The organism is Planosporangium spinosum, assembly GCF_049999945.1.
Classification (GTDB): Bacteria; Actinomycetota; Actinomycetes; order Mycobacteriales; family Micromonosporaceae; genus Planosporangium; species Planosporangium spinosum.
Window position 1 is genome coordinate 67,101 of the sequence record NZ_JBLYUB010000028.1, and the last position, 26,521, is coordinate 93,621.

22 protein-coding genes are annotated in these 26,521 nt (G+C 72.5%); 5 read left to right on the plus strand and 17 right to left on the minus strand.

Features of this window, described 5'->3' with window-relative positions; all coding sequences use genetic code 11:
* Positions 1 to 48: 48 nt before the first annotated feature.
* From fabF to ACNTMW_RS28255, 5 genes are all read right to left on the minus strand, one after another.
* Positions 49 to 1,266, minus strand: a complete 1,218-nt coding sequence (gene fabF / locus ACNTMW_RS28235; RefSeq protein WP_426636919.1) for a beta-ketoacyl-ACP synthase II — start codon at positions 1,264 to 1,266, stop codon at positions 49 to 51.
* Complete coding sequence (locus tag ACNTMW_RS28240) at positions 1,263 to 1,505, minus strand: acyl carrier protein (RefSeq protein WP_426636920.1); 243 nt, start codon at positions 1,503 to 1,505, stop codon at positions 1,263 to 1,265. The genes fabF and ACNTMW_RS28240 overlap by 4 nt, the downstream gene beginning before the upstream one ends.
* Before the next feature lie 105 nt (positions 1,506 to 1,610).
* Positions 1,611 to 2,567 carry a beta-ketoacyl-ACP synthase III gene (locus tag ACNTMW_RS28245; protein WP_426636921.1) on the minus strand — a complete coding sequence of 319 codons (957 nt, stop codon included), beginning with the start codon at positions 2,565 to 2,567 and terminating at the stop codon, positions 1,611 to 1,613.
* Between the two features lie 34 nt (positions 2,568 to 2,601).
* Positions 2,602 to 3,762, minus strand: coding sequence for an acyltransferase domain-containing protein (locus ACNTMW_RS28250; protein ID WP_426636922.1), 1,161 nt, complete (start codon positions 3,760 to 3,762; stop codon positions 2,602 to 2,604).
* A 131-nt stretch (positions 3,763 to 3,893) separates the two neighbouring features.
* Complete coding sequence (locus ACNTMW_RS28255; protein WP_426636923.1) at positions 3,894 to 5,153, minus strand: PucR family transcriptional regulator; 1,260 nt, start codon at positions 5,151 to 5,153, stop codon at positions 3,894 to 3,896.
* 258 nt (positions 5,154 to 5,411) lie between these two features.
* Between ACNTMW_RS28255 and ACNTMW_RS28260 the strand changes: the two genes are divergently transcribed.
* Positions 5,412 to 6,827: a glycoside hydrolase family 16 protein gene (locus tag ACNTMW_RS28260; RefSeq protein ID WP_426636924.1), complete on the plus strand. Its 1,416-nt coding sequence runs from the start codon at positions 5,412 to 5,414 to the stop codon at positions 6,825 to 6,827.
* Between the two features lie 56 nt (positions 6,828 to 6,883).
* On the opposite strand, the gene ACNTMW_RS28265 is transcribed toward ACNTMW_RS28260, so the two are convergent.
* Both ACNTMW_RS28265 and ACNTMW_RS28270 read right to left on the minus strand, forming a co-directional pair.
* Positions 6,884 to 7,519 carry a response regulator gene (locus ACNTMW_RS28265; RefSeq protein WP_426636925.1) on the minus strand — a complete coding sequence of 212 codons (636 nt, stop codon included), beginning with the start codon at positions 7,517 to 7,519 and terminating at the stop codon, positions 6,884 to 6,886.
* Entirely contained in the window at positions 7,516 to 8,799 is a 1,284-nt protein-coding gene (locus tag ACNTMW_RS28270) for a sensor histidine kinase (protein ID WP_426636926.1), read from the minus strand. Before ACNTMW_RS28270 ends, ACNTMW_RS28265 begins: the two co-directional genes overlap by 4 nt.
* A 133-nt stretch (positions 8,800 to 8,932) precedes the next feature.
* On the opposite strand from ACNTMW_RS28270, the gene ACNTMW_RS28275 reads away from it, so the two are divergent.
* Entirely contained in the window at positions 8,933 to 9,484 is a 552-nt protein-coding gene (locus tag ACNTMW_RS28275) for a hypothetical protein (RefSeq protein ID WP_426636927.1), read from the plus strand.
* A 192-nt stretch (positions 9,485 to 9,676) separates the two neighbouring features.
* On the opposite strand, the gene ACNTMW_RS28280 is transcribed toward ACNTMW_RS28275, so the two are convergent.
* The 7 genes from ACNTMW_RS28280 to gltX form a co-directional block, all read right to left on the minus strand.
* Positions 9,677 to 9,889 carry a hypothetical protein gene (locus ACNTMW_RS28280; protein WP_426636928.1) on the minus strand — a complete coding sequence of 71 codons (213 nt, stop codon included), beginning with the start codon at positions 9,887 to 9,889 and terminating at the stop codon, positions 9,677 to 9,679.
* 92 nt (positions 9,890 to 9,981) lie between these two features.
* Positions 9,982 to 10,170, minus strand: a complete 189-nt coding sequence (locus ACNTMW_RS28285; protein WP_426636929.1) for a hypothetical protein — start codon at positions 10,168 to 10,170, stop codon at positions 9,982 to 9,984.
* A gap of 781 nt (positions 10,171 to 10,951) precedes the next feature.
* Entirely contained in the window at positions 10,952 to 12,274 is a 1,323-nt protein-coding gene (locus ACNTMW_RS28290) for a TIGR04013 family B12-binding domain/radical SAM domain-containing protein (protein ID WP_426636930.1), read from the minus strand.
* A 9-nt stretch (positions 12,275 to 12,283) separates the two neighbouring features.
* On the minus strand, positions 12,284 to 13,105 hold the full coding sequence (locus ACNTMW_RS28295) for an MBL fold metallo-hydrolase (protein ID WP_426636931.1): 822 nt from the start codon (positions 13,103 to 13,105) through the stop codon (positions 12,284 to 12,286).
* A 91-nt stretch (positions 13,106 to 13,196) separates the two neighbouring features.
* Positions 13,197 to 13,835 (minus strand): hypothetical protein, encoded by a 639-nt coding sequence (locus ACNTMW_RS28300; protein WP_426636932.1) that lies wholly within the window; start codon positions 13,833 to 13,835, stop codon positions 13,197 to 13,199.
* Between the two features lie 26 nt (positions 13,836 to 13,861).
* A complete protein-coding gene (locus tag ACNTMW_RS28305) occupies positions 13,862 to 14,857 on the minus strand; it encodes a recombinase family protein (protein ID WP_426636933.1) in 996 nt (331 codons plus the stop codon).
* Positions 14,858 to 15,089: 232 nt separating this feature from the next.
* Positions 15,090 to 16,517 (minus strand): glutamate--tRNA ligase, encoded by a 1,428-nt coding sequence (gene gltX / locus ACNTMW_RS28310; RefSeq protein WP_426636934.1) that lies wholly within the window; start codon positions 16,515 to 16,517, stop codon positions 15,090 to 15,092.
* Between the two features lie 123 nt (positions 16,518 to 16,640).
* Here gltX and ACNTMW_RS28315 point away from each other — a divergent pair, with 123 nt between their 5' ends.
* Together ACNTMW_RS28315 and ACNTMW_RS28320 are read left to right on the plus strand one after the other, a co-directional pair.
* A complete protein-coding gene (locus tag ACNTMW_RS28315; RefSeq protein ID WP_426636935.1) occupies positions 16,641 to 17,912 on the plus strand; it encodes a L,D-transpeptidase in 1,272 nt (423 codons plus the stop codon).
* A gap of 55 nt (positions 17,913 to 17,967) precedes the next feature.
* Entirely contained in the window at positions 17,968 to 21,231 is a 3,264-nt protein-coding gene (locus tag ACNTMW_RS28320) for an AfsR/SARP family transcriptional regulator (RefSeq protein WP_426636936.1), read from the plus strand.
* 44 nt (positions 21,232 to 21,275) lie between these two features.
* On the opposite strand, the gene ACNTMW_RS28325 is transcribed toward ACNTMW_RS28320, so the two are convergent.
* The 3 genes from ACNTMW_RS28325 to ACNTMW_RS28335 are packed head-to-tail and all read right to left on the minus strand — an operon-like array spanning position 21,276 to position 24,605.
* Positions 21,276 to 22,559, minus strand: a complete 1,284-nt coding sequence (locus tag ACNTMW_RS28325) for an MFS transporter (RefSeq protein WP_426636937.1) — start codon at positions 22,557 to 22,559, stop codon at positions 21,276 to 21,278.
* Complete coding sequence (locus ACNTMW_RS28330) at positions 22,556 to 23,926, minus strand: GH1 family beta-glucosidase (RefSeq protein ID WP_426636938.1); 1,371 nt, start codon at positions 23,924 to 23,926, stop codon at positions 22,556 to 22,558. The genes ACNTMW_RS28325 and ACNTMW_RS28330 overlap by 4 nt, the downstream gene beginning before the upstream one ends.
* Before the next feature lie 37 nt (positions 23,927 to 23,963).
* Positions 23,964 to 24,605: a CGNR zinc finger domain-containing protein gene (locus ACNTMW_RS28335; protein ID WP_426636940.1), complete on the minus strand. Its 642-nt coding sequence runs from the start codon at positions 24,603 to 24,605 to the stop codon at positions 23,964 to 23,966.
* 245 nt (positions 24,606 to 24,850) lie between these two features.
* Between ACNTMW_RS28335 and ACNTMW_RS28340 the strand changes: the two genes are divergently transcribed.
* The gene (locus ACNTMW_RS28340; protein WP_426636941.1) at positions 24,851 to 26,461 is read left to right on the plus strand and encodes a CocE/NonD family hydrolase; all 1,611 of its coding nucleotides are present in this window, start codon (positions 24,851 to 24,853) and stop codon (positions 26,459 to 26,461) included.
* Positions 26,462 to 26,521: the final 60 nt, after the last annotated feature.

The window sequence follows — 26,521 nt, forward strand, 5'->3', positions numbered from 1 at the left end:
GCTCACACGCTCACTCCTGGCGCGCGTCTGACCGTCGCCGGGCGGCGGTCAGACGCGGGCGAAGATCAACGCTGCGTTGTGGCCCCCGAAACCGAACGAATTGTTCAGGGCGGCGGGAATCTCCAACGGGCGCGCCTTGTGGGCGGCCACGTCCAGGTCGACGCCGTCGTCGGGGTCGTCGAGGTTGATCGTGGGGGGCACCACGCCGTGGTGGATGGCGAGGATGGTGGCGATCGACTCGATCGCACCGGCCGCGCCGAGCAGGTGCCCGGTCATCGACTTCGTCGAGGTGATCACGGGGTGGTCGCCCAGTGCCTTGTGCAGCGAGATGATCTCCGCGATGTCACCGACCGGCGTGGACGTGGCGTGCGCGTTGACGTGCACCACGTCGGTCTTGGCGAGGCCGGAGTCGCGCAGCGCCATCGAGATGGCGCGGATGGCACCGTTGCCCTCGGGGTCGGGCTGGACGATGTCGAAGCCGTCGGAGGTCATGCCCGCTCCGGCGAGCCGCGCGTACACCTTGGCGCCGCGGGCGCGGGCGGAGTCGGCGCGTTCGAGCACGATCACCCCGGCGCCCTCGCCGAGCACGAAGCCGTCGCGGCCCTTGTCGAAGGGGCGGGACGCCCGCTCCGGCTCGTCGTTGCGCGTCGACATGGCGCGCATCGAGGCGAAGCCGGCGATCGGCAGCGGGTGGATGACCGACTCGGTACCCCCGGCGACGACCACGTCGGCCCGGCCGGAGCGGATCATGTCGAGCGCCCAGGCGATCGACTCCGCGCCGGTGGCGCAGGCGCTCGCGGGCGAGTGCACGCCCGCCCGGGCCTTGAGCTCCAGGCCGATCCAGGCCGCCGGCCCGTTCGGCATGAGCATCGGTACGGTGTGCGGCGACACCCGGCGCGGGCCGCTCGCCTCGAGGATGTCGTCCTGGGCGAGCAGCGTCGTGGCACCACCGATACCGGAGCCGACGACCACGCCGAGCCGCTCCGGGTCCAGGCCCGCGTCGGCGAGGCCCGAGTCGGCCCACGCCTCACGGGCGGCGACCAGAGCGACCTGCTCCGACCGGTCCATCCGCCGGGCCTGCACCCGGTCGATGGTCGGCTCATGCGCGAGCTGACCGGCGATCCGCACCGGCAGCTGCGCCGCCCACTCCTGGGTCAGGGCGCTGACCCCGGAGCGGCCGGCGAGCATGGCGTCCCAGGTCGACGCGACGTCCCCGCCGAGCGGGGTCGTCGCGCCGAGCCCGGTCACGACGACCTCAACGCTCACGCCTGCGCCTTGATGATGTACGACACGGCGTCGCCCACCGTCTTGAGGTTCTGCACCTCGTCGTCCGGGATCTTCACACCGAACTTCTCCTCGGCCGCCACCACGACCTCCACCATCGACAGCGAGTCGACGTCGAGGTCCTCGGTGAACGACTTCTCCTCGGTGACGTCGTCGGGGTTGACCCCGGCGACCTCTTCGAGGATCTCGGCGAGTCCGGAAACGATCTCGTCACGGCTCATTGGGTTGTTTCCTTCCTGGTTGGAACATTCACGGCGAAAGCCTTGTGGGCGGTTGCGGTGGTGCCGGCCTGTCCGGTCACCGCCAGCGGGCGATCTACCCGCTGGTCATGGGCAGCGGACGACCTGCCCGGCATAGGTGAGGCCGCCGCCGAAGCCGAACAGTAGTACCGGCGCGCCGGACGGTATCTCGCGGCGCTCGACCAGCTTCGACAGGGCCAGCGGGATGCTGGCCGCCGAGGTGTTGCCCGACTCGACGATGTCCTTCGCGACGATCGCGTCGGGCAGGTTGAGCCGCTTGGCGATGCCCTCGATGATGCGGGCGTTGGCCTGGTGGCAGACGAGCGCCTTGATGTCGGCCGGCTCGTAGCCGGCCCGTTTGATCGCGTCGAGGGCCAGCGGGGCGAGCGACGTCGTGGCCCAGCGGAAGACCTGCTGGCCCTCCTGCTGGATGTAGGGCCGCCAACCCTCGATGCGGACCGCGTCACTGCGCTCGGGTACCGACCCCCACAGCACCGGACCGATCCCCGGCTGCTCGTCCCCGGAGACGGCGGTGATCACGGCCGCGCCGGCCGCGTCGCCGAACAGGATGCAGGTCGAGCGGTCGGTCCAGTCGGTGAAGTCGGACAGCTTCTCGGCGCCGATGACGATGGCGTTGCGGGCCGAACCGGCCCGGATCGCGTGGTCGGCGGCGGCGAGGGCGTACGAGAAGCCGGAGCAGGCGGTGTTGATGTCGAACGCGCCCGGCGCGGTGATGCCGAGCTTCGCGGCGACCCGGCAGGCCACGTTGGGGGAGCGGTCGACCGAGCTGCAGGTCGCCACGACGACGAGGTCGATGTCGCCGGCGGTGAGACCGGAGCCCGCGAGCGCCTTGTCCGCCGCGGCCGCGGCCATGTCGGCCACGGTCTCGGTGTCGGCGACGCGGCGGGTCACGATGCCGACCCGGTCACGGATCCACTGGTCGTTGGTGTCGACCATCTGTGCCAGGTCATCGTTGGTGAGTATGCGCGAGGGCTGGTAGTGGCCCAGGGCGAGGAACCGGGAGCCGGCGACGGGTCGGGTCACAGCGTTACCTTTCTCATGCGCTCGCTTTCCTCGGTCACAGCAAACCTCCGATGCGGGCGACGGGTTGGCCGGGCGCCACCGGGTCCTCGGGGTGGGCGAGCCATTCGGTGAGGATTCCCGCGTCGTGGGCGGCCACCTCGACCGGTCCCTGGCGGGTGGAGACGTGGCCGATCACCTGTCCGGTGCCGACCTCGGCACCCTCGGCGAGGTCGGCGGCCGGTACGAAGTTGCCGGCGGCGGTCGCGACCACGACGCGGAACTGCAGCGTCGGCTCGTGACTGGGCGCGGCGCCGTGGCGGGCGATCGCGTCCCGCGCCGCGGCCAGGTCGTCGGGCGTGTTCACGGTGATGATCTCGATGCCCTTGAGGGTCCGCTTCGCCAGGCCGGCGAGCGTACCGGCGGGCGGCAGTTCGATGATCGCGGTGACGCCGATCTCGGCGAGCGTCTGCATGCACAGGTCCCAGCGCACCGGCGCGGTGACCTGGCGGACCAGCCGCTGCAGCATCGTCGGGCCGTGGTCGACGGCCGCGCCGTCGCGGTTGGACAGCAGGATCCGGCTGGGCGTACCCGCGGTGATGCCACCGGCCACGGCGGCGAGAGCCTGCTCGGCGGGGGCCATGTACGGGGTGTGGAACGCGCCGGCGACCGACAGGGGAATGACGCGTGCCCGGGCGGGCGGCTCGGCGGCCAGTTTCTCCAGGCTGGACAGTTCGCCGGCGGCCACGACCTGGCCGGCGCCGTTGCGGTTGGCCGGGTACAGCCCGGCGGCGTCGATGGCGGCGACGACCTCGTCGGGGTCGCCGCCGAGGACGGCACTCATGCCGGTGGCCTCGAGGGCGCAGGCCGCGGCCATCTCCCGCCCGCGTACGGCGGCGAAGGTGATGGCGGCCTCGGCGGTGAAGACGTCGGCGAGCGCCGCGGCGCCGACCTCGCCGACGCTGTGCCCGGCGACGACGGCGACGTCGTACATTGGCAGGTGCTCGGCCGCGAGCAGGGCGGCGGCGACCAGCAGCGGCTGGGTGCGGGCGGTGTCCTTGATCTCGTCGGCGTCCGCCTCGGTGCCCAGGTGCACCAGGTCGAGCCCGGCCAGGGCCGACCACCAGCGCAGGCGGGCCTCGGCGCCGGGGAGTTGGAGCCAGGGCGTGAGGAAGCCAGGCTTCTGTGACCCCTGTCCGGGGGCTAGTACGGCGAGCACCCCTATGACTGTTCCGGATGATCCGGCCCCGCACGGGTAACGCTAGGCACGAAACTCGACGACTTCTTTTGGAGGATTCCTCCAAAGAGTACCGTCCAGTTTCTCTCGGTACCCGTCCCGGTAACCAAGTGTCACCCGCTGTTTGCCGAGGTCGCAGGCGGGGGAGGGGTCGCCGACGGATCGAGCCGGCCGACGGTCAGCGCGATCCGCAACGCGAACGCGTCGCGCGCCGTGAGTGGCGTGAATCCGGTCACCTCGCCGATGCGGCGCAGCCGGTACCGCACCGTGTTCGGATGGACGTACAGGGCGCGGGCCGCGCTCTCCAGTACGCCGCCGGCGGTGAAGAACGCGTCGAGGGTGTCCAGCAGTTCGCCGCCGGCGCGCAGCAGGGCGCCGTACACGTCCTGGCGCAGGATGCGGCGCGCCTCGGCGTCCCCGGCCAGGGCCCGCTCGGGCAGCAGGTCGGCGGCGGCCACCGGTCGGGGGGCCGACGGCCAGGCCGGCGCGGCCCGGAACCCGGCGAGCGCCGCCCGGGCGGACTCGGTCGCCTCCTCCAGGCTCGGCACCGCCGGTCCGACGACCACCGGACCGTCGCCGAAGCCGACCAGCAGGCTGCGGGTGGCCGCGAGCGGGTCGGTGGCGCCACCGAGCACGACCACGAGGCGGTCGCCGTGCACTCCGCCCAGGATCTCCACGCCGATCCGCCGGGCCGCCCGGTACACCGTGTGCAGCACCATCGCCACCTCGCCGCCCGGCGAGCGACCGACCGCGACGGCGACCGGCGGGGCGTCGCCCCAGCCCAGTGCGGCGGCGCGGCTCGCCAGCACGTCCGAGGAGTCCCCGCGCAGCAGCGCGTCGACCAGCAGCGCCTGCAGTCGGGCGTCCCACGCGCCGCGGGTCTCCGCCGCGCGGGCGTACACCCGGGCGGCGGCGAAGGCGATCTCGCGGCTGAAGCGCAGGATCGCCTCCTGGATGGCGGCCTCCTCGCCCGCGGCGGCCAGATGCGGCACCTGCTCCTCGGCGACCTCGATGGTGATCCGGATGAGCTGGACGGTCTGTTGCAGGTTGATGGAGCGGGCCAGGGCCCGGGGGGCGGCGTCGAACACCTCGTCGGAGACCTCCTGCGGGGCGCCGTCGTCGCCGTCCCGGCGGCGCAGCCACTCCACAAGCGACCGGACGCCGGCCTGGGCCACGAGCATCACCCAGGCACGCTGGTCGGCGGGCAGGTCACGGAACCAGGGCAGGACCTCGTCCATCCGCGCGACGCTCGCGGTGGCCAGCGAACCGGCGGCGCGCTCGATGGCCCGGATGCTGGCCGCCAGGGGGGTGGCGTCCGGACTGGCCGCGGCCTCGTCGTCGGGGCGCTGCTCGGTGTCTACCTGCCTGGTCATGCACCTGAGCTTGTCATGAGCCGGCCGCCGGCGTGGGAGCGGTAGGCGCGGGCGGGCCCGGCCGGGGTACGCGGAACGGCTGGCCAGCGGCCGCCGGGTGGCCGATATGCCAACCTTCGCAGGTATATCGATGGCCGTTGACATGTAGGAAACCCCTTGTTAAAAAGTGTGTGAGAGCGCTCTCTTACGCGCTCCGGGCGCGGCGGGCGGCGCAGACTCCCCCGTCACCGCCGTACTCCCTGCATGGAAAGGCACCCCATGAGCTCACCCGCGTACGCGCGTCCCCGATCCCGGGGGCGCACCGTCCGGCTCCTCGCCGTCGCGGCCGTCGTGCTGGTCGTCGCCGCGAGCTGGCTGACCACCCGGATCAGTGCGAAGGCGGCCGTGCCACCCGCCCCGTCCGGTTGGAACCTCGTGTTCGGCGACGACTTCAGCGGCGCCGCCAACACCGGGGTCAACCGGTCCAACTGGCTGTACTCCCTCGGCCACGGCTACCCCGGCGGCGCCGCCAACTGGGGCACCGGCGAGATCGAGGAGATGACCGACAGCACCGCCAACGTGTACCAGGACGGTGCCGGCCACCTCGCCATCAAGCCGATCCGCGACGCCTCCGGCAGGTGGACGTCGGGGCGGATCGAGACCCAGCGCACCGACTTCGCCGCTCCCGCCGGCGGCAAGCTGCGCGTCGAGGCCTCCATCCAGCAGCCCAACGTCAGCGGCGCGGCCGCCGCCGGTTACTGGCCGGCGTTCTGGATGCTCGGCGACGCGGCGCGGCCGGTGGGCGCCACCAACTGGCCCGGCATCGGCGAGTGGGACATCCTGGAGAACATCAACGGCCGCGACTCGCACTTCGCCGCCATGCACTGCGGCGTCGCGCCCGGCGGGCCGTGCGACGAGTTCAACGGGATCGGCAGCGGCGAGCGGGCCTGCCCCGGCTGCAAGACCGGCTTCCACACGTACGCCATCGAGTACGACCGCAGCACCTCGCCGGAGACCCTGCGCTGGTTCCGCGACGGCCAGAACTTCTTCACCGTCAGCCAGGACCGGATGGATGCCACCACCTGGAACAACGCCACCCACCGCGGGTTCTTCGTCATCCTGAACGTGGCCATGGGCGGCGGCTTCCCCGACGCGTTCGGCGGCGGCCCCACCGGCGCCACCCAGTCGGGCGTACCGATGCTCGTCGACTACGTCGCGGTGTACACCACCGGTGGCGGCGGTGGCGGTACGACCGCGCCTCCGCCGCCCCCGCCGGGCGGCGCGCGGGACGCCTACTCCACCATCCAGGCCGAGAGCTACAACGCCCAGTCCGGTACGCAGACCGAGACGACCTCCGACGCCGGCGGCGGGCAGGACGTGGGCTGGATCGCCAACGGTGACTGGCTGCAGTTCGACAACGTCAACTTCGGGTCGAACCCGGCGCGTCAGTTCAGCGCCCGGGTCGCCTCCGGTGCGGGCGGCAGCGTCAGCGGCCTGGTCGAGGTACGCCTCGACAGCCGGTCGAACGCACCCGTCGGCAGCTTCGCCATCGGCGACACCGGCGGCTGGCAGAACTGGCGTACCGTGCCGGCCAACATCTCGGCCGTGACCGGTACCCACACCGTGTTCCTGACGTTCACCAGCGGCCAGCCGGCCGACTTCGTCAACATCAACTGGTTCACGTTCGGTCACTGAGCCCGTCCGGCCCCGGTGCCCCTGCCGCGCGGTTGCGTGCGGCAGGGGCACCGTCGTCACGACAGGGACGCCTCCTGGGCCAGGATCGCGGCCTGCACCCGGCTGCGCAGCTCCAGCTTGGCGAGGATCCGGCTGACGTGCGTCTTCGTCGTCGCCTCGGCCATGCCCAGGCGGACCGCGATCTCGCTGTTGGACAGTCCCTCGCCGAGGCAGGCGAACACCTCCCGCTCGCGCGGGGTGAGCGCGGACAGGTCCATCGGCCGCCGTGGCGGCGTACCGGTGAACGCGGCGATGACCCGGCGGGTCACCGCGGGCGCGACCACCCCGTCGCCGCGGGCGACCGTACGGACCGCCGCCAGCAGGTCGGCCGCCTCCGCGTCCTTGAGCAGGAACCCCGCCGCACCCGCCCGCAGCGCACCGAACACGTACTCGTCCAGGTCGAACGTGGTCAACACGAGCACGTTCGTCACCGCGGCCGCCACCAGCGCGCGGGTCGCGGCGATGCCGTCGAGCCGGGGCATGCGGGCATCCATCACCACCACGTCGGGGTGCAGCCGTAGCGCCAGCTCCACCGCCCGCTCACCGTCGGCGGCCTCGCCGACCACGTCGATGTCCGGCGCCGACCCGAGGATGAGGACCAGGCCGGCGCGTACCGCGTCCTGGTCGTCGGCGACCAGCACCCTGATCGTCACGACTGTCCCATCCGTCCTGGCTGTTCCGTCCGTCCTGGCTGTTCCGTCCGTCCTGGCTGTTCCGTCCGGCCCGGTTGCTCCGCCGGTCCCGGCCGATCCGGTTCCATCGGCAGGCGGGCCGAGACCAGCCACCGGCCGTCGCGCGGGCCGGCCTCGAACGCGCCACCGAGCAGCACCGCGCGCTCGCGCATGCCGACCACTCCCGATCCGCCGTCCAGGCCGGTACCGGCCGCGGCACCGCCGGCCGGCAGCGGTGAGGAGATCACGATCGTCAGGTACCGCGGGCCGTGGTCGACCTCGACCCCGGTCGTACCCGGCCCGCCGTGCTTGAGCGCGTTGGTCAGCGACTCCTGCACGATCCGGTAGCCGGCCAGGTCGATGGCCACGGGCAGGTCACCGGGCTCACCCCGTACCGTCAGCTCCGCCCGCAGGCCGGCGCGCTCCGACCGGCGCAGCAGTTCCGACAGTGCGCCCAGGCCCGGGCTGTCCGGCTCACCGGCGGCGGTCGGGTCGCGCAGGAACTCCACCATCCGCCGCATCTCGGCCAGCCCGCGCACGCTGTTCTCCCGGATCACCGTGAGCGCCCGGCGGACAGCGGCGTCGTCGAGGTCGGGGACGCTGAGCGCGGCGGTGGAGTGGATCGCGACGGCGCTGAGGTGGTTGGCGATCACGTCGTGCAGTTCGCGCGCCATCCGGGCGCGCTCGCCGGCCACGGCGTTGGCGCGGTCCAGTTCGGCCAGCCGCCGTACCTGCTCGGCCCGCTCCCGTTCGGCGCTCGCCCGGTCCCGGTGGTGGCGCACCTGGATGCCGGTCAGGACCGGGACCACCGTCACGACGGCCACCAGCAGGCCCAGGCCGAGCGACCGCAGGTCCCGGTCGACGGCCAGGGCCACGGCGCCGGTCACCACGGCGAGGGCCACCGACACCGCCAGCAGCCCCCGGTACAGCCAGGCCCGACCATGCACGCAGGCGTCGTACAGCACCTGGGTGTAGATCAACCAGGTGGCCAGCGACGGGCCGAGCACCGCGTCACCGGCGACGGCGGCGGTGCCGACGAGGACCGACAGCAGCGGCGCGGTCCGCCGCAGCGGCACCGCCGCGCAGCAGACCAGCATCGGTACCAGCAGCCAGGCGGCCGGCAGCGACGGGTACGCGGGCCGGTACTGCCCGGCCACGAACATGAGCAGGCCACCGGCCAGCGTCACGGCGAACAGCAGGAGATCGATCCGGCGGCCGCGCCGGTCGCCGGCCGCGTCCGGCAACGCCCCCCGTAGGTCCATACATCGATTCCACCATCCCGCCGGCCGGGTCCGCGTCCGGCACGAGCCGCGTGGCCGGTACGACGAAGGATGTACGCCGGTTTCGTCGCGCGCGCCGATGCGGCCGGCCGGTCGTGCCGCCACGCTGGTTGGCGTGGTGTTGACCGTCATCGTCGTGTGTGAGATCGCCTTTTGGGTCGTGCTGCTGGCCGGGCTGGCGGCCCGGTACCCGCTGCGCCGGCCCCGGCTGGGCGCGGTACTGCTGGCCGGCGTACCCCTGGTGGACCTGGTCCTGCTCGTCGCGACCGTCCTCGACCTGCACGGCGGGGTGAAGGCGACCGAGGCGCACGGCCTGGCGGCGGTGTACCTCGGCTTCTCCGTGGCGTTCGGGTCGAGCATGGTGCGCTGGGCGGACGTGCGCTTCGCCCACCGGTTCGCCGGCGGCCCGCCGCCGCGCAAGGTGCCCAAGCGGGGGCCGGAGCGGGTGCGGTACGAGTGGCGCGAGTTCGGCAAGGGCCTGGTGGCCTGGACGGTCGCGTGCGCGCTGCTGTGGGGCGCGGTCTGGTACATCGACTCGCCGGAGCGGACGGGGGCGCTGGTGGCGTGGACGCACCGGTTGACCGTCGTGATGGTGATCTGGTTCGTGTTCTGGCCGCTGTGGGAGACGCTGCGGCAGGTCTCGGCGACCGGCAGCGAGCGCTCGTAGCGACTGATGGCAGCCGCTCGTCCTACCGGCTCCGCTCGTCGACCGGCTCCATGCGGCTCGGCTCGTCGCGCCTGTTTCCTTGTCCCGTCCCTGTTCCCTTGTCCCGTCAGCTCTGAGATCTTGGAAACTAAGGCACACCATGCGGTGCTGAAATTTCCAAGATCTACCGGGGTGCCGGAATCGAACCGGTTCTCACTTGTTTCGGCGTCTTCCTACAACGATGCTGGTGATCATGATGCCGAATCCGGAAGCCGCCACTCCCAGCCATGTCCAGCGTTCCTGGTCGCTCATGCCCGGCGGGCCAGATGTGGCGAACAGTACGGGGGCTGCGATCAAGGCGAAGATGCCGAGAATGGCGAATAGATATGTCCTTTTCAGCACCAGTCTTCTCCTGATTCTCGGCATGTGTTCCATCCATTGGTCATGGAGGCGAGCCCTGCGTAGGTGCCAATGCTCAGGCCGACGGTAGCGCCGACGGACACGCCAACCGTCACTACCTACGGAGGAAGTGCCGCCGTGACGATGACGCCACCGATCATGCCGAGCCCGGTCAAGAAGTCCCGTTTGGTGCCGGTGGGGTCGAGTTCGAGGTAGTAGCACAGGGTCGGGTTGGTGCCGGTCGCGCCGTGGAACGACCGCAGGGCCGGTTGGCCGTACCGGGTGGGCGGCCCGTACACGAAGTCCATCCGTCGGTACTGTGTCACTGCTGAGCGGCAGCGACGACACGCGGTGAACCTGTGCTTACCGGCGATTGCTCGGCCGCCAAGCCACAAGTGAAGCGACGACGCCGGCGACGACAAGGGCCGAAGGAACCACAACCGCAGGCACACCGAGGTTCAGGCTACGGCCTAGCAGAAACCACAAGCCCAATAGTGTGATGGTCACGAGCGCGGGAACAATTGTCCAGCCCGGATTCCGCTGCCTTGCGTTGTTCACTGTCGCTCCACTTGAGGTGGTTGAGGTGTTCTTACTCGACTCTGAGGTGATCAGTCCGACCTGGTCGGGGCCGGCGTAGGTCAGTTCGGTGGCGGTACCTGCGGGGTTGGCGTTGGTCATCACCTCCGCCGGGCTGTAGCCGCGGTTGTTGTCGGTGGGTGTGGTGACTTCATTCCCCGGCCAGTCGTATTGATAACCACCGTTGGTGATCTGGTTGGCGGAGTTGAATGACAGCGACTGGGTGGTCGTGCCGTTCGCGGTGACCCTGGTGCGGTTGCCGTCGTAGCGGTAGGTCTAGCTGTCCGAGGTGCCGCTGGCGCCGGTCAGCCGGTTGGCCTTGTCGTAGCTGAACGTGTAGCGCGTGCCGCCCGAGGTCGTCATGCCGGTCAGCAGGTTGCGGCTGTCGAAGGTGTAGTCGGTCTCCCCGCGACCGCCGGACAGCCAGGTGATGTTGCCGACCCAGTCGTAGCCGTAGTACTGGCCCAGGTGGACGGCCGCCGGCCGCCAACCCGTACGGCAGCGGCGTCCCCGCTACCCGTCCCGGGAGGCCGGGGGTTCGGGGGTCAGCGGCAGCAGTGTCCGGCTGCGACCCGGGCGCGGGTACTCTTGCGCCGCCGCCGCGAGCCGGACCGCGTGCTCGCGCTGGCGCTGCCAGTGCCCGTACAGCGCGCCCCGCTGGGACAGCCGGTCGACCTCACGGATCGTCTCCGGGTCGACATCGCCGGGCGGGGCGTCGCGCCACGGCGTACCGGGCAGCGGCATGAACGTGTGGGCGTGGATGCGCGCGCCCAGGTCGGCCAGCTCCCGGGCGAGCGCCAGCGAGGCGTCCACGTCGCCGGCCTCCTCACCCGGCATACCGAAGATCATGTCGACGTTGATCCGGAACCCCTCGGCCACGCCGAGACGTACCGCCCGCTTCACCTCCTCCACGCCGTGGCCGCGTTTCGCGGCGTCGAGGACCCGCTCCGACCCCGACTGAGCGCCGACGATGAGGTTGTCGTTGGCGCAGTACTTCCGGACCAGCCGCAGCGCCTCGACGCTCATGTGCTCGGGCCGGATCTCGGACGGGAAGCTGCCGAAGAAGACCCGCCCGTTCGGCCCGATCTCCTCGGCGCATGCCGCCAGCAGCTCCTCGACCGCGGCGAGGTTCGGCTCCTCGCCGTCGCTGCCGTACGACAGCGACGTCGGGGTGATGAACCGGACGTCGCGCAGGCCTGCCTCGCGCATCCGGCGTACGTGCCAGCGCACGTTGTCGACCGACCGGTGCCGGAACCGCGCGGAGAACATGAACGGCGTCTGGCAGAACCGGCACGCGTACACGCAGCCGCGCGTGATCTCGATCGGGTTGAACCTCTTGTACGTGACCGGGAACGCCCGGTACGTGCCCAGCGGCATCCGCTCGGTCCGCCCGGTCCGGACGACGGTGCCGTCGGCGTCGCGGTACACCAGCCCCGGTACACCCGCCGGGTCGCCGCCCGAGTCCACCAGCCGCAGCAGCGTCGTCTCGCCCTCGCCGACCGCCGCGACGTCCCAGCCGGCGTCGAGGGTCTGGATCGGCTCGGCCGTCGCGTGCACCCCGCCGGCGACGTGGACCGCGCCGGGAGCCTGCGCCTTGATCTCGGCCAGCTCGGCGGCGAGCGCGGCCGCGTCGGGGGAGTAGAACGACCATAGGACGAGTACCCGCTGCGCCGTCGCCTGCCGGATCTCCGCCACGCAGGCCGCGGCGTCGGTGGCGAAGCGCACCTCGTACCGGGTGGGCGTGTCGTGCTCCTCCAGCGCGGCGAGCAGCGTGTGGTGCCCGTACGTCACCGCCTTGCGGTAACGCAGGACGATCAGCAGATCCAGGCTCGGCACGCACCGACCCTAACCCGCGTCATCGAGGGCGAAGCGCAGGTACCGGTCGGCGGAGCGGCGGACCGCCTCGGCGCCGTCGCCTCCCACGACGCGGTCGGTCCAGGCGCCGTACACGCGGGCGAAGGGCAACGGCGCGAGCAGCGCGAGCGCCCGCCGGATGGTCCGGGGCCGCTCGGGGATCAGGTTCGGGTAGCTGTACATGAAACTGACCCAGCGCCGGTCGCTGACCACCTGGAGGATGTCGCCGGAGAACAGGGCACCCCGGCCGTCGTCGGCGTCGCGCCAGTGCAGCACCTGGCCGCCGGCGAAGTGGACGCCCGCGTTGACCAGGGTCAGCCCGTCGCCGATCCGGTGGGTGTCGCCCTCCCAGAAGACCACGGCGTCGTCCGGCCGGGTGGCCGCCACCCACTCCCGGTCGGCCGCGTGGAGGTACACCGGGGCGTCGAACGCGTGCGCCCACTCGATCATCGCGCCGTAGAAATGCGGGTGGCTGATCGCGATCGCGTCGATCCCGCCGAGGTTCCTGACCTGCGCGACGAGCGCGTCGTCGAGGTAGCTGACGCAGTCCCACAGCACGTTGCCGCCGGGCGTGCGGACCAGCAGCGCGCGTTGACCGATCGCGAACGAGGGGGCGGTACCGACGCCGACGACGTCGGGCCCCTGCTCGGCGAGTACGCCGCGGTGACCGGTGGCGGCCAGCTCGGCCAGCGAGGTCCACTGCTGGCCCTCCCAGCCGACGTACTGGCGCTCGTCCTCGCAGACCGGGCAATCCTCGCGCGGTGCGGCGTACTGCACGCCGCAGGTCCGGCAGATCGGCAGGTCGGGATCCATCAGGTACCCCCGTCGGTGGGCTCACGGTCGGTCCGGTCCCGGCCGGTCCGCGGCCGGCTGCCGGTCGGTCCGGTCCGCGGCCGGCTGCCGGTCAGTCCGGGGCCGGCAGACATCCGCCGTCGGCGATTCCGCTACCGAACTCGACGCTGGTGCCGTCCGGCCCGTACCGGCCGAAGACGCAGCCCTGTCCGGTCGAGCCGGCGAACACCAGCCCGCCGCTCCCGCCGAGATCGAGCCGCCCGGGTGGCCGGGCGACGACCCCGGTCAGCCCGGCCGAGGCGAGGACCTGTTCGACGGCGTCCGGGTCGTAGCGCTGCTGCCGGTGCAGCGCGTCCAGGCCGGCACGCACCGTGTCCGCGCACGGCTGGTTCGCCGCCTCCACCGCCGGCGACAGCGGCCTGCGCCCGCGGAACGCGCCGTTGGCCTCCTTGTTGCGCCGGAACTGCTCGGCCCGCTGCTGCTCGTCCAGCGGGCCCGCGGTGGGCAGGTCCGGGCCGGTCGGCGCCGGTGTGGGGCTCGGTGCGCCGGTGGACCTGCCCGCCGCGGCGGCTGGTTTCACGCAGGACGCCAACGACGGCGCGGACCCCGGTGGCGCGGACCCCGGTGGCGCGGACCCCGACGGCGTGGATTCCGGCGGTGGCGTGACGACGGCCGCGCCGTCGCGGCCCGGCCGGGCGCAGGCGGCGAGGATGACCGTGAGCAGGATGATGCCTGCGACCCCCCGTTTCATGTACGTGAGTCTATGCGGGTCGCCGGTCACGCATCGTCCCACCGCTGCCGGTCCAGCGCCGCGGAGATCGCGGCGACCACCCGCTCGACGGCGGCGGGATCCGCCGGGTCCCACCGTCCGTGCAGGCTGATGGTCAGCCCGTCGACGGTGACGCCGGCCGGCTCGGCGGCCCAGGCCGGCACGTCGCCGCTGGCCGGCGCGTCGCCGCCGGCCGGATCGCCGGCACGGCTCCGGGTGAGGTCGCCGGCGAACTCCCGGGCGGTGAGGTACGCCTGCGACAGTCGCCGCACGACGTCGCCCCACACGAGCGCCTGACCGGCCGCCAGCCGGGCGGTGTCGGCGACGAGGGCGGACGCGCCGGGTACACCCGGTGCGGCGGCGCCGAGGAACGTGCCCACCGTGCGACCCAGCGGGGGCAGTGACCGGCTGAGCCCGGCCGCGGCCGGGGCCGAGTGCCGGACCAGGGCACGTACGCCCGGCATGGCGTTGCGGACGAACCCGGCCACGCCCTCGGCCAGCGGTTCCACGGCTGGCGCCGCGTCCGCGACCAGGCCCCGCAGGTCCGGGCCCAGGTCGCTGGCCAGTCTGCGGAACGTGTCGAGCGCGCCGACGACCGGTGACAGTCGCGCCCCGCCGATGCGGACCGGTGGCTCCGCGCCGGCCGGGACGATGTCCGGGGTGCCGGGGACCGGGGCCGGGGCGGCCGGGGCCACGAAGGTGAACCGCGTACCGCGGCGGCGGGCCAGGTCGATCAGGTCCTCGTACTCGCCGGGCTGCCGGGCGAGCCGGCCCGAGGTGTGGGCGATGACGGTACCGAACCGGCCCGTCTCCGCGTCGGCCAACAGCCGCCGGTACGCCCGCCGCACCCGCGCGGGCGTACCCGTGTCGTCGTCGCGGTACACCTCGACGACGTCCACGCCGAGCCGGGCGGCGAGCGCCAGGCAGTCCGCGCGCTGGCGGTCGGCGCCGAGCGCACGGCCCTCCCGGTCGTCGCTGATCCGCAGGTACACCGCGGCCCTCATGGCGCGTACTCTACGAACCCTGCCACCGCCCCGCACCCGGAGTGACGACGTCTGCCCAGGTCAATCGGTGTGCCTGAATCGCTGACCCGAGCCGGGTCGACCGGGCGCGAGCCGTCGCGCCAATCGCAATGTCGCGAACATTGCTGCTATCCCGCGTCGGGAAGCAGCAATGTCCGCGACATTGCGGGGATCTTGAGCGCCCGCCGGGCGACCCGCCGGACCGCCCCGCCGCTCAGGCGGCCAGTTTGGACAGGGCCGCGCGCAGTCGGGCCAGCGTACGGTCGCGGCCCAGTACCTCCAGCGACTCGAACAGCGGCAGGCCGACGGTGCGGCCGGTCACCGCGACCCGTACCGGCGCCTGTGCCTTGCCCAGCTTGAGCCCGCGCTCGGCGCCGACCGCCTCCAGCGTGGTCTTGAGCGACTCGGCGTCCCACGGCGCGTTCTCGAACGCGGCGACCGCGGCGCCGAGGAGGTCGCTTGAGCCCTCCTTCATCGCCTTGGTCCACGCCGCCTCGTCGACCGCGGGCTCGGGCAGGAACAGGAAGTCGACGTTCGGCACGATCTCCGACAGGACCGCCACCCGGGTCTGCGCCAGCGGCGCGACCGCGGCGAACACCTTGGGGTCGTAGTCGCCCGGGTTCCACGGGGGAGCGGCGACCGCGGCTGCGCCGGGCGCGACCGGGGTGCCGGTCAGCCAGGGCTGGCAGGCGTCGATGAACTCCTCGACGCTCAGCGCCCGGATGTACTCGCCGTTGAACGCGCGTAGCTTCTTCTCGTCGAAGAACGCCGGTGACGGGTTGACCTCCTCGAGGCGGAACTCCTCCTCGATCACCGACCATGCGACGATCTCCCGGTTGCCCGACGGCGCCCAGCCCAGCAGCATGAGGTAGTTGCGCATCGCGTCGGCGAGGTAGCCCTCGTCCCGGTAGGACTCCAGCGCCACCTTGTCCCGGCGCTTGGACAGCTTCTGGCGCTTCTCGTTGACCACGACCGGCACGTGCGCCCACACCGGCGGCTGCCAGCCCAGGGCCTCCCACAGCAGCTGCTGCTTGGGCGTGTTGGGCAGGTGCTCCTCGGCGCGCATGACGTGGGTGATGCCCATCGCGTGGTCGTCGACGACGTTCGCGAGCAGGAACACCGGAGACCCGTCGGCGCGGGCGATGACGAAGTCCTCGATGTTGGCGTTCTCGGTGACGACCGTGCCCCGGACCAGGTCCTCCACGACGGTCTGGCCCTCGTCGGGGGTACGGAACCGCAGCGCCCGACCCGGGCCCGGCTCCAGACCCCGGTCGCGGCAGTACCCGTCGTAGCCGGTGTACTGGCTGCCGGTGCGGGCCTGGACCGCCTCGCGGGTGCAGTCGCAGTAGTACGCCCGGCCGGATTCGCGTAGCCGTTCGGCTGCCGCGCGGTGCTGATCGGCGTACGAGGACTGGAAATAGGGCCCTTCGTAGCTGCCACGCCTGATGCCGATCCAGTCGAGGGCGTTGATGATGCCCTCGGTCCACTCCGGGCGGTTACGCGCCGCATCGGTATCCTCGATGCGCAGCACGAACACGCCGTTGTGCTGCTTGGCATAGATCCAGTTCTGCAACGCCGACCGGGCGCCGCCGACGTGGAACATACCGGTCGGGGAGGGCGCAAAACGTACACGTACCGTCACGGTTCCTACCTTATGGCGAGCGCCACTGATCCCGGCAAGCGGGTTACCGGAGCGGGTCGCAGAGCTTGACCGGCGTCAGTAGATTGGCCACGGATGACCGTGCCGTAATGGGAGGACGTACCCATGCACATGCCGCCTCGTCGGTCGTACACCCGGTTCGGGCTGGTGGCTGTCGTCCTGGCGCTCACCGTGACCGCCGGGTGCGGGCAGGGCACCAGCGCCGACTGGCGCGCGGCGGGCTCGGTCGACGGGGCCGCCCAGAGCGGCGGCGGGGGCGGCGCCCGGAAGGTGACGGGTGAGATCACGATCGCGCCGGCGGCCGACACGACCGAGGTCTCGGTACTCGACCCGGTCACGGTCACCGCGAAGGATGTGACGCTGGACACGGTGACCGTCACCAACCCCGACGGCAAGCAGGTCAGCGGCGAGTTCGGCGCCGACCGCAAGTCCTGGCGGGCCAGCGAGCACCTCGGCTACGGCAAGCAGTACAAGGTGACGGTGGCCGGCACCAACGGCGCCGGCCACCGCGTCGAGCAGGCGAGCACGTTCACCACGGTCAAACCGAAGAACCAGACCCTGCCGTACCTGCGGGCCAACGACACCCACCTGCTCAAGGAGCGTGATACCTACGGCGTCGGCCAGACGATCCAGGTCTGGTTCGACGAGAAGGTGCCCGACAAGGCCGCGGCCCAGAAGCTGCTCCAGGTCAGCAGCACCCCGGAGACCGAGGGCGCGTGGCACTGGTACAGCGCGCAGCACGTCGAGTGGCGTCCCAAGGAGTACTGGAAGCCGGGCACCAAGGTCACCGTCAAGGCCGATGTCTACGGCAAGGACCTCGGCCAGGGCCTCTACGGCCAGGCCGACGTGAGCGAGTCGTTCAAGATCGGTGACTCGCGGATCGCCGTCGCCGACAACAACACCAAGCAGATGCAGGTGTACCTCAACGGCCAGATGGTCCGCCAGATCCCGGTCAGCCTGGGCAAGGGCGGCTACAACAAGACCTCCGACGGCCAGACCATCACGTACTGGACCAACGGGGGGCCGCACGTGGTGCTCGAAAAGGCGCCGGTGACCCGCATGACGTCGGCCAGCTACGGAGTCAAGGACCCGAAGGACCCGAACTTCTACGACGAGCAGATCAAACTCACCGTCAAGATCTCCGACGAGGGTGAGTACATGCACATGGCCGACTGGAACATCGCCGCCCACGGCCGGACCAACACCTCACACGGCTGCATCAACATCGCCCCGGCCAACGCCCAGTGGGTATACGACAACTTCATCCCCGGTGACGTCGTCGACGTCAAGAACAGTCCGGTCACGCTCAAACCGACCGACGGCATCGGCGCCTGGACGCTGAGCTGGGCCGACTGGGTCAAGGGCAGCGCCCTGTAGCGGTGAAGCCCACGGCGGGCGCGGGATCGGGGTAGGCGACCGACGCGGGGTGGGTATGGAATTCCGGATCCTGGGTCCGATCGAGGTACGGGTGCCCGGTCGGGTGCTGTACCTGGGCGGTCTCCGCCAACGGCGGATCCTCGCCGCACTGCTGCTGCACCCCGACCGCGAGGTGAGCGTCGACCGGCTGATCGACGTGGTGTGGGGCGAGGACCCACCGGCGACCGCGCGCCGGCAGGCGCAGAACCGGGTGGCGACCCTCCGGTCGACGCTGAGCAGGTTCGGCGGCGTCATCGACACCGGGCCGTCCGGGTACCGGCTGCGACTCGGCCCGCACGAACTGGACGCGACGCTCTTCGACGACCTGGTCGATCGGGGCCGCGCCCGCGCCGATCCGACCCTGCTGCGGCAGGCTCTCGACCTGTGGCGGGGGCCCGCGCTGGCCGGTCTCGGCGGTGCAGTCCTGGAGCGGGAGGCGGCCCGGCTGGAGGAGCACCGACTGGCCGTGCTCGAGGAGTGCCTCGGCCTGGAACTGGCGGCCGGGCAGCACGACCGGGTGGCGGCCGAACTGGGCCCGTTGGTCGCCGAGCACCCGCTGCGCGAGCGGCTGGTGGGCCAGCTGATGGTGGCGCTGTACCGCTGCGGCCGGCAGGCCGAGGCCATCGACGCGTACCGGGGCCTGGCCGCCCGACTGGCGGACGAGCTGGGCATCGACCCGGGGCCGGAACTGCGCCGGGTGTACGAGGCACTGCTGCGCGACGAACCGGTGCCGGCCTTCCCGGTACCGCCGCGAGCGGACGCGCCCCGGCCCGGAGCCGACCGGTACGCGCCCCGGACCGGGGCGGACCGGGGCGTGGTACCGGCGCAACTGCCGCCCGACGTGGCCGCGTTCACCGGTCGCTCGGCCGCGCTGGCCAGGCTGGACGGGCTGTTGTCGGACAGCCGGGCCGGTCGGGCGGTGGTCATCTCCGCCATCGCCGGTACGGCGGGTGTCGGCAAGACCGCGCTGGCGGTGCACTGGGCACATCGGGTCCGCGACAAGTTCCCGGACGGGCAGCTGTACGTGAACCTGCGCGGCCACGCGCCGACCCCGCCGCTGCGCCCGATCGACGCCCTCGCCGGGTTCCTGCGCGCCCTCGGTGTGCCGGCCGAGGCGGTACCGACCGACCCCGACGAGGCGGCGGCGCTCTACCGGAGCGTGCTCGCCGACCGGCGGGTCCTGGTCCTGCTCGACAACGCGGCCGGCGCCGAACAGGTCCGGCCCCTGCTGCCCGGCAACGCCGAGTGCCTGGCGTTGATCACCAGCCGTACCGACCTGGCCGGGCTGGTCGCGTTCGACGGCGGGCACCGGCTGCGCCTCGACGTACTGGCCGCCGACGAGGCACTGGCGCTGTTGGCCCTCCTCCTCGGCCGGGACCGGGTCGCCGCCGAACCGGACGCGAGCGCCGAGCTGGCGCGGCTGTGCGCGTACCTGCCGCTGGCCCTGCGGATCGCCGCCGCCAACCTGCCGGACGCCGAGAGCCTCGCGGCGTACGCGGCCCGGCTGTCCGCCGGCAACCGGTTGGCCGCGCTGGAGGTCGAGGGGGACCGGCAGGCCGCGGTACGGGCCGCGTTCGACCTGTCCTACGCCGCGCTGCCGGAGCCGGCGCGGCGGATGTTCCGGCTGCTCGGGTTGGTGCCCGGCCCGGACGTCACGGCCGAGGCCGCCGGGGCCCTCACCGGCCTGCCGGCGGACGAGGCGACGCGGCTGCTCGACCGGCTCGCCGCGGTGCACCTGGTGGACCGGCACGCGCCGGGACGGTACGGCTTCCACGACCTCCTGCGGCTGCACGCCGCCGCGCACGCCGACGCCGACCCGGAGCGGGTCGCGGCGGTGGAGCGGCTGTACGACCACTACGTCCGTACCGCCCGGGCGGCCGGGGACCGGATCTTCCCGCGCCCGCTGCACCTGCCGCTGCCCGAGCGGACCGCCGGGGGCGGTGCGGTGCCGGTGTTCCCCGACACCGCACCGGCACGGGACTGGCTGGAGGCCGAGCGGGTCAACCTGGTCACCGCGGCGACCCACGCGGCCGAGCACGGGCCGGCCCCGGCCGCCTGGCTGCTCGTCGACGCCGTGCGCGTCTACTTCATCAGCCGGATGTACGCGGTCGACCTGGCGGCGATGGCCCGCAGCGGGCTGCGCGCGGCCGAAGCGGCGGGGGCGCGCGAACCCCAGGTGATCGCCCACCTCGCGCTGGGGGTGCTCAGCCTCCAGCAGAGCCGCTACCCGCAGGGCATCGACCATCTCACCCGCATGCTCGAACTCGCCCGCGCCACCGGCTGGGACGAGGCCCAGGCCGGCGCGCTCGGATACCTGGGCAGCGTGTACCGACGGGTGGGGCAGCCGCGCAAGTCGGTCGACTACCTGAGCGAGGCGCTGACGTTCGACCAGCGGGCCGGCAACCCCAACGGCCAGGCCCAGCGCCTGCTCTCGCTCGGTCACGCGTACCACGAGCTGGGGATGCTGGACCGGGCGCTCGACTGCCACGCGGAGACGCTCACGGTGTTCGAGCGGCTCGGCTCGACCGCCTCGGTGAGCAACGCCTACAACAACCTCGGTCACGTCTACCGCGAACTGGGGGACCTGCGGAAGTCCCGGGAGTACCACGAACGGGCCCTGGAGATGATGCGCGAGGTGGGGGACCGCCTGGACGAGTCGGACGTGCTGCGCCTGCTCGCGGGCGTCCACCGGATCGTCGGAGACCACGACGCGGCGGTCAGCGCCGCCGAGCAGGGTCTCGCTCTGGCCCGGGAGATCGGCTCGGGCCTGTACGAGGCGTTCGCCCTGATCGCGCTCGCCGCCGTCGACGACGATCTCGGGCGGCACCGGGCGGCCGTCGACCACTGCCGGCAGGCGCTCTCCCGGGCGGAGGCCGGCAACAACCGGTACCCGCAGGTCGAAGCAATGATCATTCTCGCCTCGGCGCACTGCCATCTCGGTCGGCACGCCGATGCGCTCACCTGGGGCGAGCGGGCGCTGCGGGTGGCCACCGAGTCGGAGTACCGGTTGCTGACGGGCCGGGCTCGCACCGTTCTCGCCGAGATCGAGCTGGCCCGCGACGCGCCGGAGCGGGCGGCGGGGCAGGCACGGCGGGCGCTCGCCGTGAGCCGGGAGTGCGGCCACCGGCTGGGGGAGGCCCCCGCCCTCGTGGTCCTCGCCCGCGCCCTCGCCGGTACCGATCGGGCGGCCGCGCGGGAGTACGCCAGGCAGGCCCGGTCGCTGTACGCCGCCATGGGGGCGGCCGAGCCGGCCGCGCTCGCGCCGCTGCGCGACGACTAGGCCGAATGGATCAGAGTCCGGAGCGGGTCAGGGGCGAGCGGAGATCAGGGGACCGAGCGGATCAGCCGGACCAGGGCGCCGCCGAGCAGGATGACCACCGCCGTCACCGCGTAGAGCACCCGGTAGCCGCCCAGGTGGACCACGATCGGGGCGGACAGGACCGGCCCGAGCACCTGCGGCGCCGCGTTGGCGATGTTGAGGACGCCGAGGTCCCTGGCCCGGTCGGTGGCTTCCGGCAGTACCTGCGTGATCAGTGCGGCCTCGACCGCGAGATACACCCCGTATCCGACGCCGAGGATCGCCGCCGCGATCAGCGCACCGGTCCAGGTCGGCCACGCGGCGAGCAGTACCGCCGCGCCGGCCATCAGGACGCTGGCCCACCCCACGAAGACCTTCCGCCGGCCGGTGCGGTCGGATCGCCGGCCGGCCAGTACGGCGGTGACGACCAGCCCGGCCGCGTACAGCAGGATCAGGGTCAGCAGGGCGTCCTCGGGGTGCGGGTGGTGCACCCTGTCGCGCAGGAAGTACAGCAGGTAGAGCGTGCCCAGGGCGTTGCCGAGCTGGATCGCGAACCGGGTGAGCCAGGCCCGGCCGAAGTCGGGGTGCCGCCGGGGGCTCACCCACATCCCGGACAGGACCGCGCGCAGCCGTAGCGGAGCGCGGTGCCGGTGCGGCAGCGGGTCGTCCGGGGTGGCGAGCGCGAACGGTACCGCGAGCAGCGCCACCGCCACCGCGACGGCGACGTAGCCGGCGCCGGTGCCTGCCGTGTCCCCACCGGCGAAGCCGGGCAGCACGGCGGTGACCAGGACGACGCCCACGACCAGGCCGAGGATCTGGGGGATGCCGACCCAGCCGGAGACGGTGCCCCGCTGGGCCATGGGCACCCGGTCGGGTACGGCGGCGGTGAGCGCGGCCAGCATCGCGTTGAAGGCGGCCTGGGCGACGGCCCAGCAGGCGACCACACCGGCGACCGTGCGCTGGCCCGACAGCGTCAGCAGGGCCGCCGCGCCGAGCAGCGCGCCGCCGAGCGTCCACAGGTGCCGCCGGCCGAACGTGTGCCCGCGCACGGTGACGGTGGTGCGGTCGGACAGCGCGCCGGCCAGCGGGTTGGCGATCACCGCCACGAGGGCGCCGACACCGGTCACGAGGCCGAACATCGTCTCCTTGCGCGCCGGGTCGATCGTGGCGATCTGCTCGGGCAGAAGGACCTGGATCGGCGTGGTGAACGCCATCCAGACGCCGAGGTCGGCGAGCACGAGCAGGGTGATCCACTTCGCCCGTACCGGGACGGTGGGCTCGGTGAGAGCCGGGGCACCCGGTTCCGTCATCGCGAACGCGCGACGAGGTCGCGGTACCAGGCGTAGGAGGCCTTCGGGGTGCGTCGCTGGGTGGCGAAGTCGACGTGGACCAGGCCGAACCGCTTCGTGAAACCCTCCGCCCACTCCCAGTTGTCCAGCAGCGACCACAGGCAGTACCCGTCGACCCGTACGCCGGCGTCCATGGCGGCGCGCACGGCGCGTACGTGGCCGTCGAGGTAGGCGATCCGGTCGGGGTCGGCGACCGTGCCGTCCGGGCCGGGTACGTCGTCGTAGCAGCAGCCGTTCTCGGTGATCCAGATCGGCGGAAGCCGGTCGCCGTAGCGCCGGTGCAGCGTGACGAGCAGCTCGGTCAGGCCCGCCGGTACGACCGGCCAGCCGAACGCGGTCGTCGGGTACCCCGACAGAGCGGTCAGCTCGAACGGCAGCGGGCCGTCAGGGGAGGTCCCGGAGACGCCCGTCGGGTTGTAGTAGTTGACGCCGAGCGCGTCCAGCGGCGCGGAGATCACCCGCAGGTCGCCGTCGAGGATGACCGATTCCGGGTCGCCGCCGGTCAACCGCTCGATCCCGGCGGGGTACCGGCCGAGCAGCAGCGGGTCGGTGAACAGCCGGTTGTGGAACGCGTCGTACACCGCGGCCGCCGCCCGGTCGGCGTCGTCGGCCGTCCCCCGGGTGCCGTCCGCGCCCACCGCCCAGGCGGGCGTGTAGTTGTTGGCGATCCCGACCGCGCCGCTGCCGTGCCGGCGCACGGCGGCGGTCGCGAGGCCGTGGCCGAGCAGTTGGTGGTGCACCACCGGGAACGGGTCGTCCAGCAGGTGCAACCCCGGCGCGTGCAGGCCGAGCAGGTGGCCGAGGGCGAGGTGGACGACCGGTTCGTTGAGGGTCAGCCACAGCCGGACCCGGTCGCCGAGGGTCCGGGCGACGATGTCGGCGTACTCGCCGAACCGGGCGGCGGTGTCCCGGACGGTCCAGCCGCCGGCGTCCTGGAGCGGCTGCGGCAGGTCCCAGTGGAACAGCGTGGCGGCCGGTTCGATGCCGTGGGACAGCAGGGTGTCGACGAGCCGGTCGTAGAATGCCAGGCCGGCGGGGTTGGCCGGGCCGGAGCCGGTGGGCTGCACGCGCGGCCAGGCGATGGAGAACCGGTACGTCCGCACGCCGAGACCGGCCATCAGCGCCACGTCGTCGGCGTACCGGTGGTAGTGGTCGCAGGCCACGTCGCCGGTACTTCCGTCGCCGATGTGGCCCCCGGCGTGGCTGAAGGTGTCCCAGATGGACGGTCCGCGGCCGTCCTCGGTCGCTGCGCCCTCGATCTGGTACGACGAGGTGGACACGCCCCACCGGAAATCGGCCGGGAACTCGGGCAGCGGCTGGTTCGTCATGCTCGGCCCATCGACGAAGGTGAGGGTGTCTCGGATCCTAGTCCGCTCCGGCCCGTTCCGGGGGACCGTCCGACGTGGCCGCGCGCCGGCTGCGGTACCCGCTGGTCTTGTTGCGGTTGCCGCAACGCCGCATGGAGCACCAGCGGCGGCGGCCCGGCCGCGAGGTGTCGAGGTACAGCAGCCCGCATCCGGGGCCGGCGCACCGGCGGACCCGGCTGACCGTCGGCGTGCTGAACGTGGCGACCGCGTCGCGGGCCAGGTGGACCAGGAGCTGGTGCCCGGTGACGGGGCGGCGCCAGACGAGCCGGCCGGTGTCCGGATCGACCTGGGCGACGACGCCCCGGCCGGCGGCGATCTGGTTGATGACGGCGAGATCCTCGGGGTCGGGCCGGTCGCCGCGGCTGGCCCGAACTCCCGAGTGCCGGACCGCCTCGCGCAGCCGGCGGGCCATGGTGAGGTCGGCGGTGGTGGCGGTGACCTCGGCCGGGTCCACGCCGTGGCCGGCGAGGTCGAGGCTGCCGCGGGCGCACCAGTGGACGAGGTCGCGCGGCGCGTGCAGCGCCTCGCCGTACCCGCGCCGGTCCTCGCCGCCGCCGGACAGCAGGAGTTCCAGGCAGGGCGCGCCGGCGTCGAACGGGAACGGCGGCCCGTCCGGTGGGGTCAGCAGGAACGGTGCCATGTAACCGGTATTACCGGTTACCCGCGGCGTTTTCAACATCGGAGGTGTAACCGGTAATACCGGTTGCCAGATGTGCCTTCAGAGCCATGATGCATGCGGACTTTCCGGGTTGCAGTTGGTGAAAACCAAGGAACAGCACATCCCATCGATTCAAGCCGTTCACTATTGTGGCGTGGCTCACGATCAAGTTACTCTGCGGTAACCCGCGTTACTGCGAGGTAACTTCTCGTTTGTCGGAGGCCTCCATGGCGCTGCGTCGATCCCCCCTCCTCTCCGCCGTCCTTGCCGCCGCCGTCGCCGGCTCGCTCGCCGTCACCGCGGGCGGCGCGCCCGCGGCGGGCGCCGCCCCCCGTACCGTCGCCGCGACCGCCCAGGACGTCCCGACCACGGGCTTCCGCTTCGTCGACATCACCGCCCGGGACGGGGCGGTGCTCAAGGCCAACGTCATCGCGCCGACGACGGCCGGCCGCCACCCGGCCATCGTGTTCGTCAACAGCTGGGGGCTCAACGACGCCCAGTACCTCGTCCAGGCGTCGGCGTTCGCCAAGCGCGGGTACGTCGTCCTGTCGTACACGACGAGGGGTTTCTGGGGCTCCGGCGGGGAGATCGACACCGCCGGGCCCAAGGACATGGCCGACGTGTCCACGGTGATCGACTGGCTGCTGGCCAACACGGCCGCCGACCCGGCCCGCATCGGCGCGTCCGGCGTCTCCTACGGCTCCGGCATCGCCCTGCTCGCCTCGGCGTTCGACCAGCGGATCCGGGCCGTCGTCTCCATGAGTACCTGGAGCGACCTGGTGTACTCGCTGTACGGCAACGACACCCGCCACCCGCAGACGGTCTGGCTGCTCGACACCGCCGCCCGGCTGCTGGGCCGGCCCAGCGCCGAATTCGAGGCCCTGGTGCAGGCGTACTTCGCCAACCAGAACATCGACGGGCTCACCGCCTGGGGGCGGGTGCGCTCCGCGTCGACGTACCTCGACGCCATCAACCGCAACCGGCCGGCGATCCTGATGGCCAACGGGTACGGCGACACCATCTTCGCCCCCAACCAGCTGGTCGACTTCTTCGGCCGACTGACCGTCCCGAAGCGTCTCGAACTGGCGCCCGGCGACCACGTCATCGCCGAGGGGCTGGGCCTGCTCGGGCTGCCCAACCACGTGTGGGACAGCGCTGCCCGGTGGTTCGACCGGTACCTCGCCGGCAAGGCGACCGGCATCGACACCGAGCCGCCGGTCGTGCTGCGCCGGCCCGGCACCGACGCCGTCGAGGCGTACCCGGACTGGGCGCACGTCGCCTCGTCCACCCAGCGGCTGAACCTGGGTGCCCCGAACTGGTGGGACGGCACCGGCCCGATGCGGACCGCCGATCAGGGCTCCTGGTCGAAGCAGATCTCGACGGGTACCAACACCACGGCCGACGCCGGGGTGATCCTGCTCAGCAACGGGCTCAGCGCGCTCACCGGCATCACGCCGACCATCTGGCTGCCCACCGTCAACCGGCGTGACGCCGGGGTGTGGGTGTCCGACCCGCTTCCCGGTGGCGGTGCCATCCGGGGCTGCCCGAGGCTGCACCTGGAGATCAACGCGTCCCAGCCGAAGGGGACGCTGATCGCCTACCTGTACGACATGGACTGGCTGGGCGCCGCCAAGCTGATCGGCAACACGCCGATCACGTGGCTGGAGCCCACGAACACGCTGGACCTGACGATGGAGGCGATGGCGTACGACGTACCGGCCGGGCACCAGCTCGTCCTCGTGGTGGACACCGTGGACCCGCTGTACCTCGGGGCGACCGCCTCCGGTGGAACGGTGACGTTCACCGGCGGATCGCGGCTCGAGCTACCGCTCAGGTAGCTCGACCGGTCGTGGGGGGCGGGGGGGGGGGCGGCCGTGGCCGGGGCCGTGGCGGTTGTC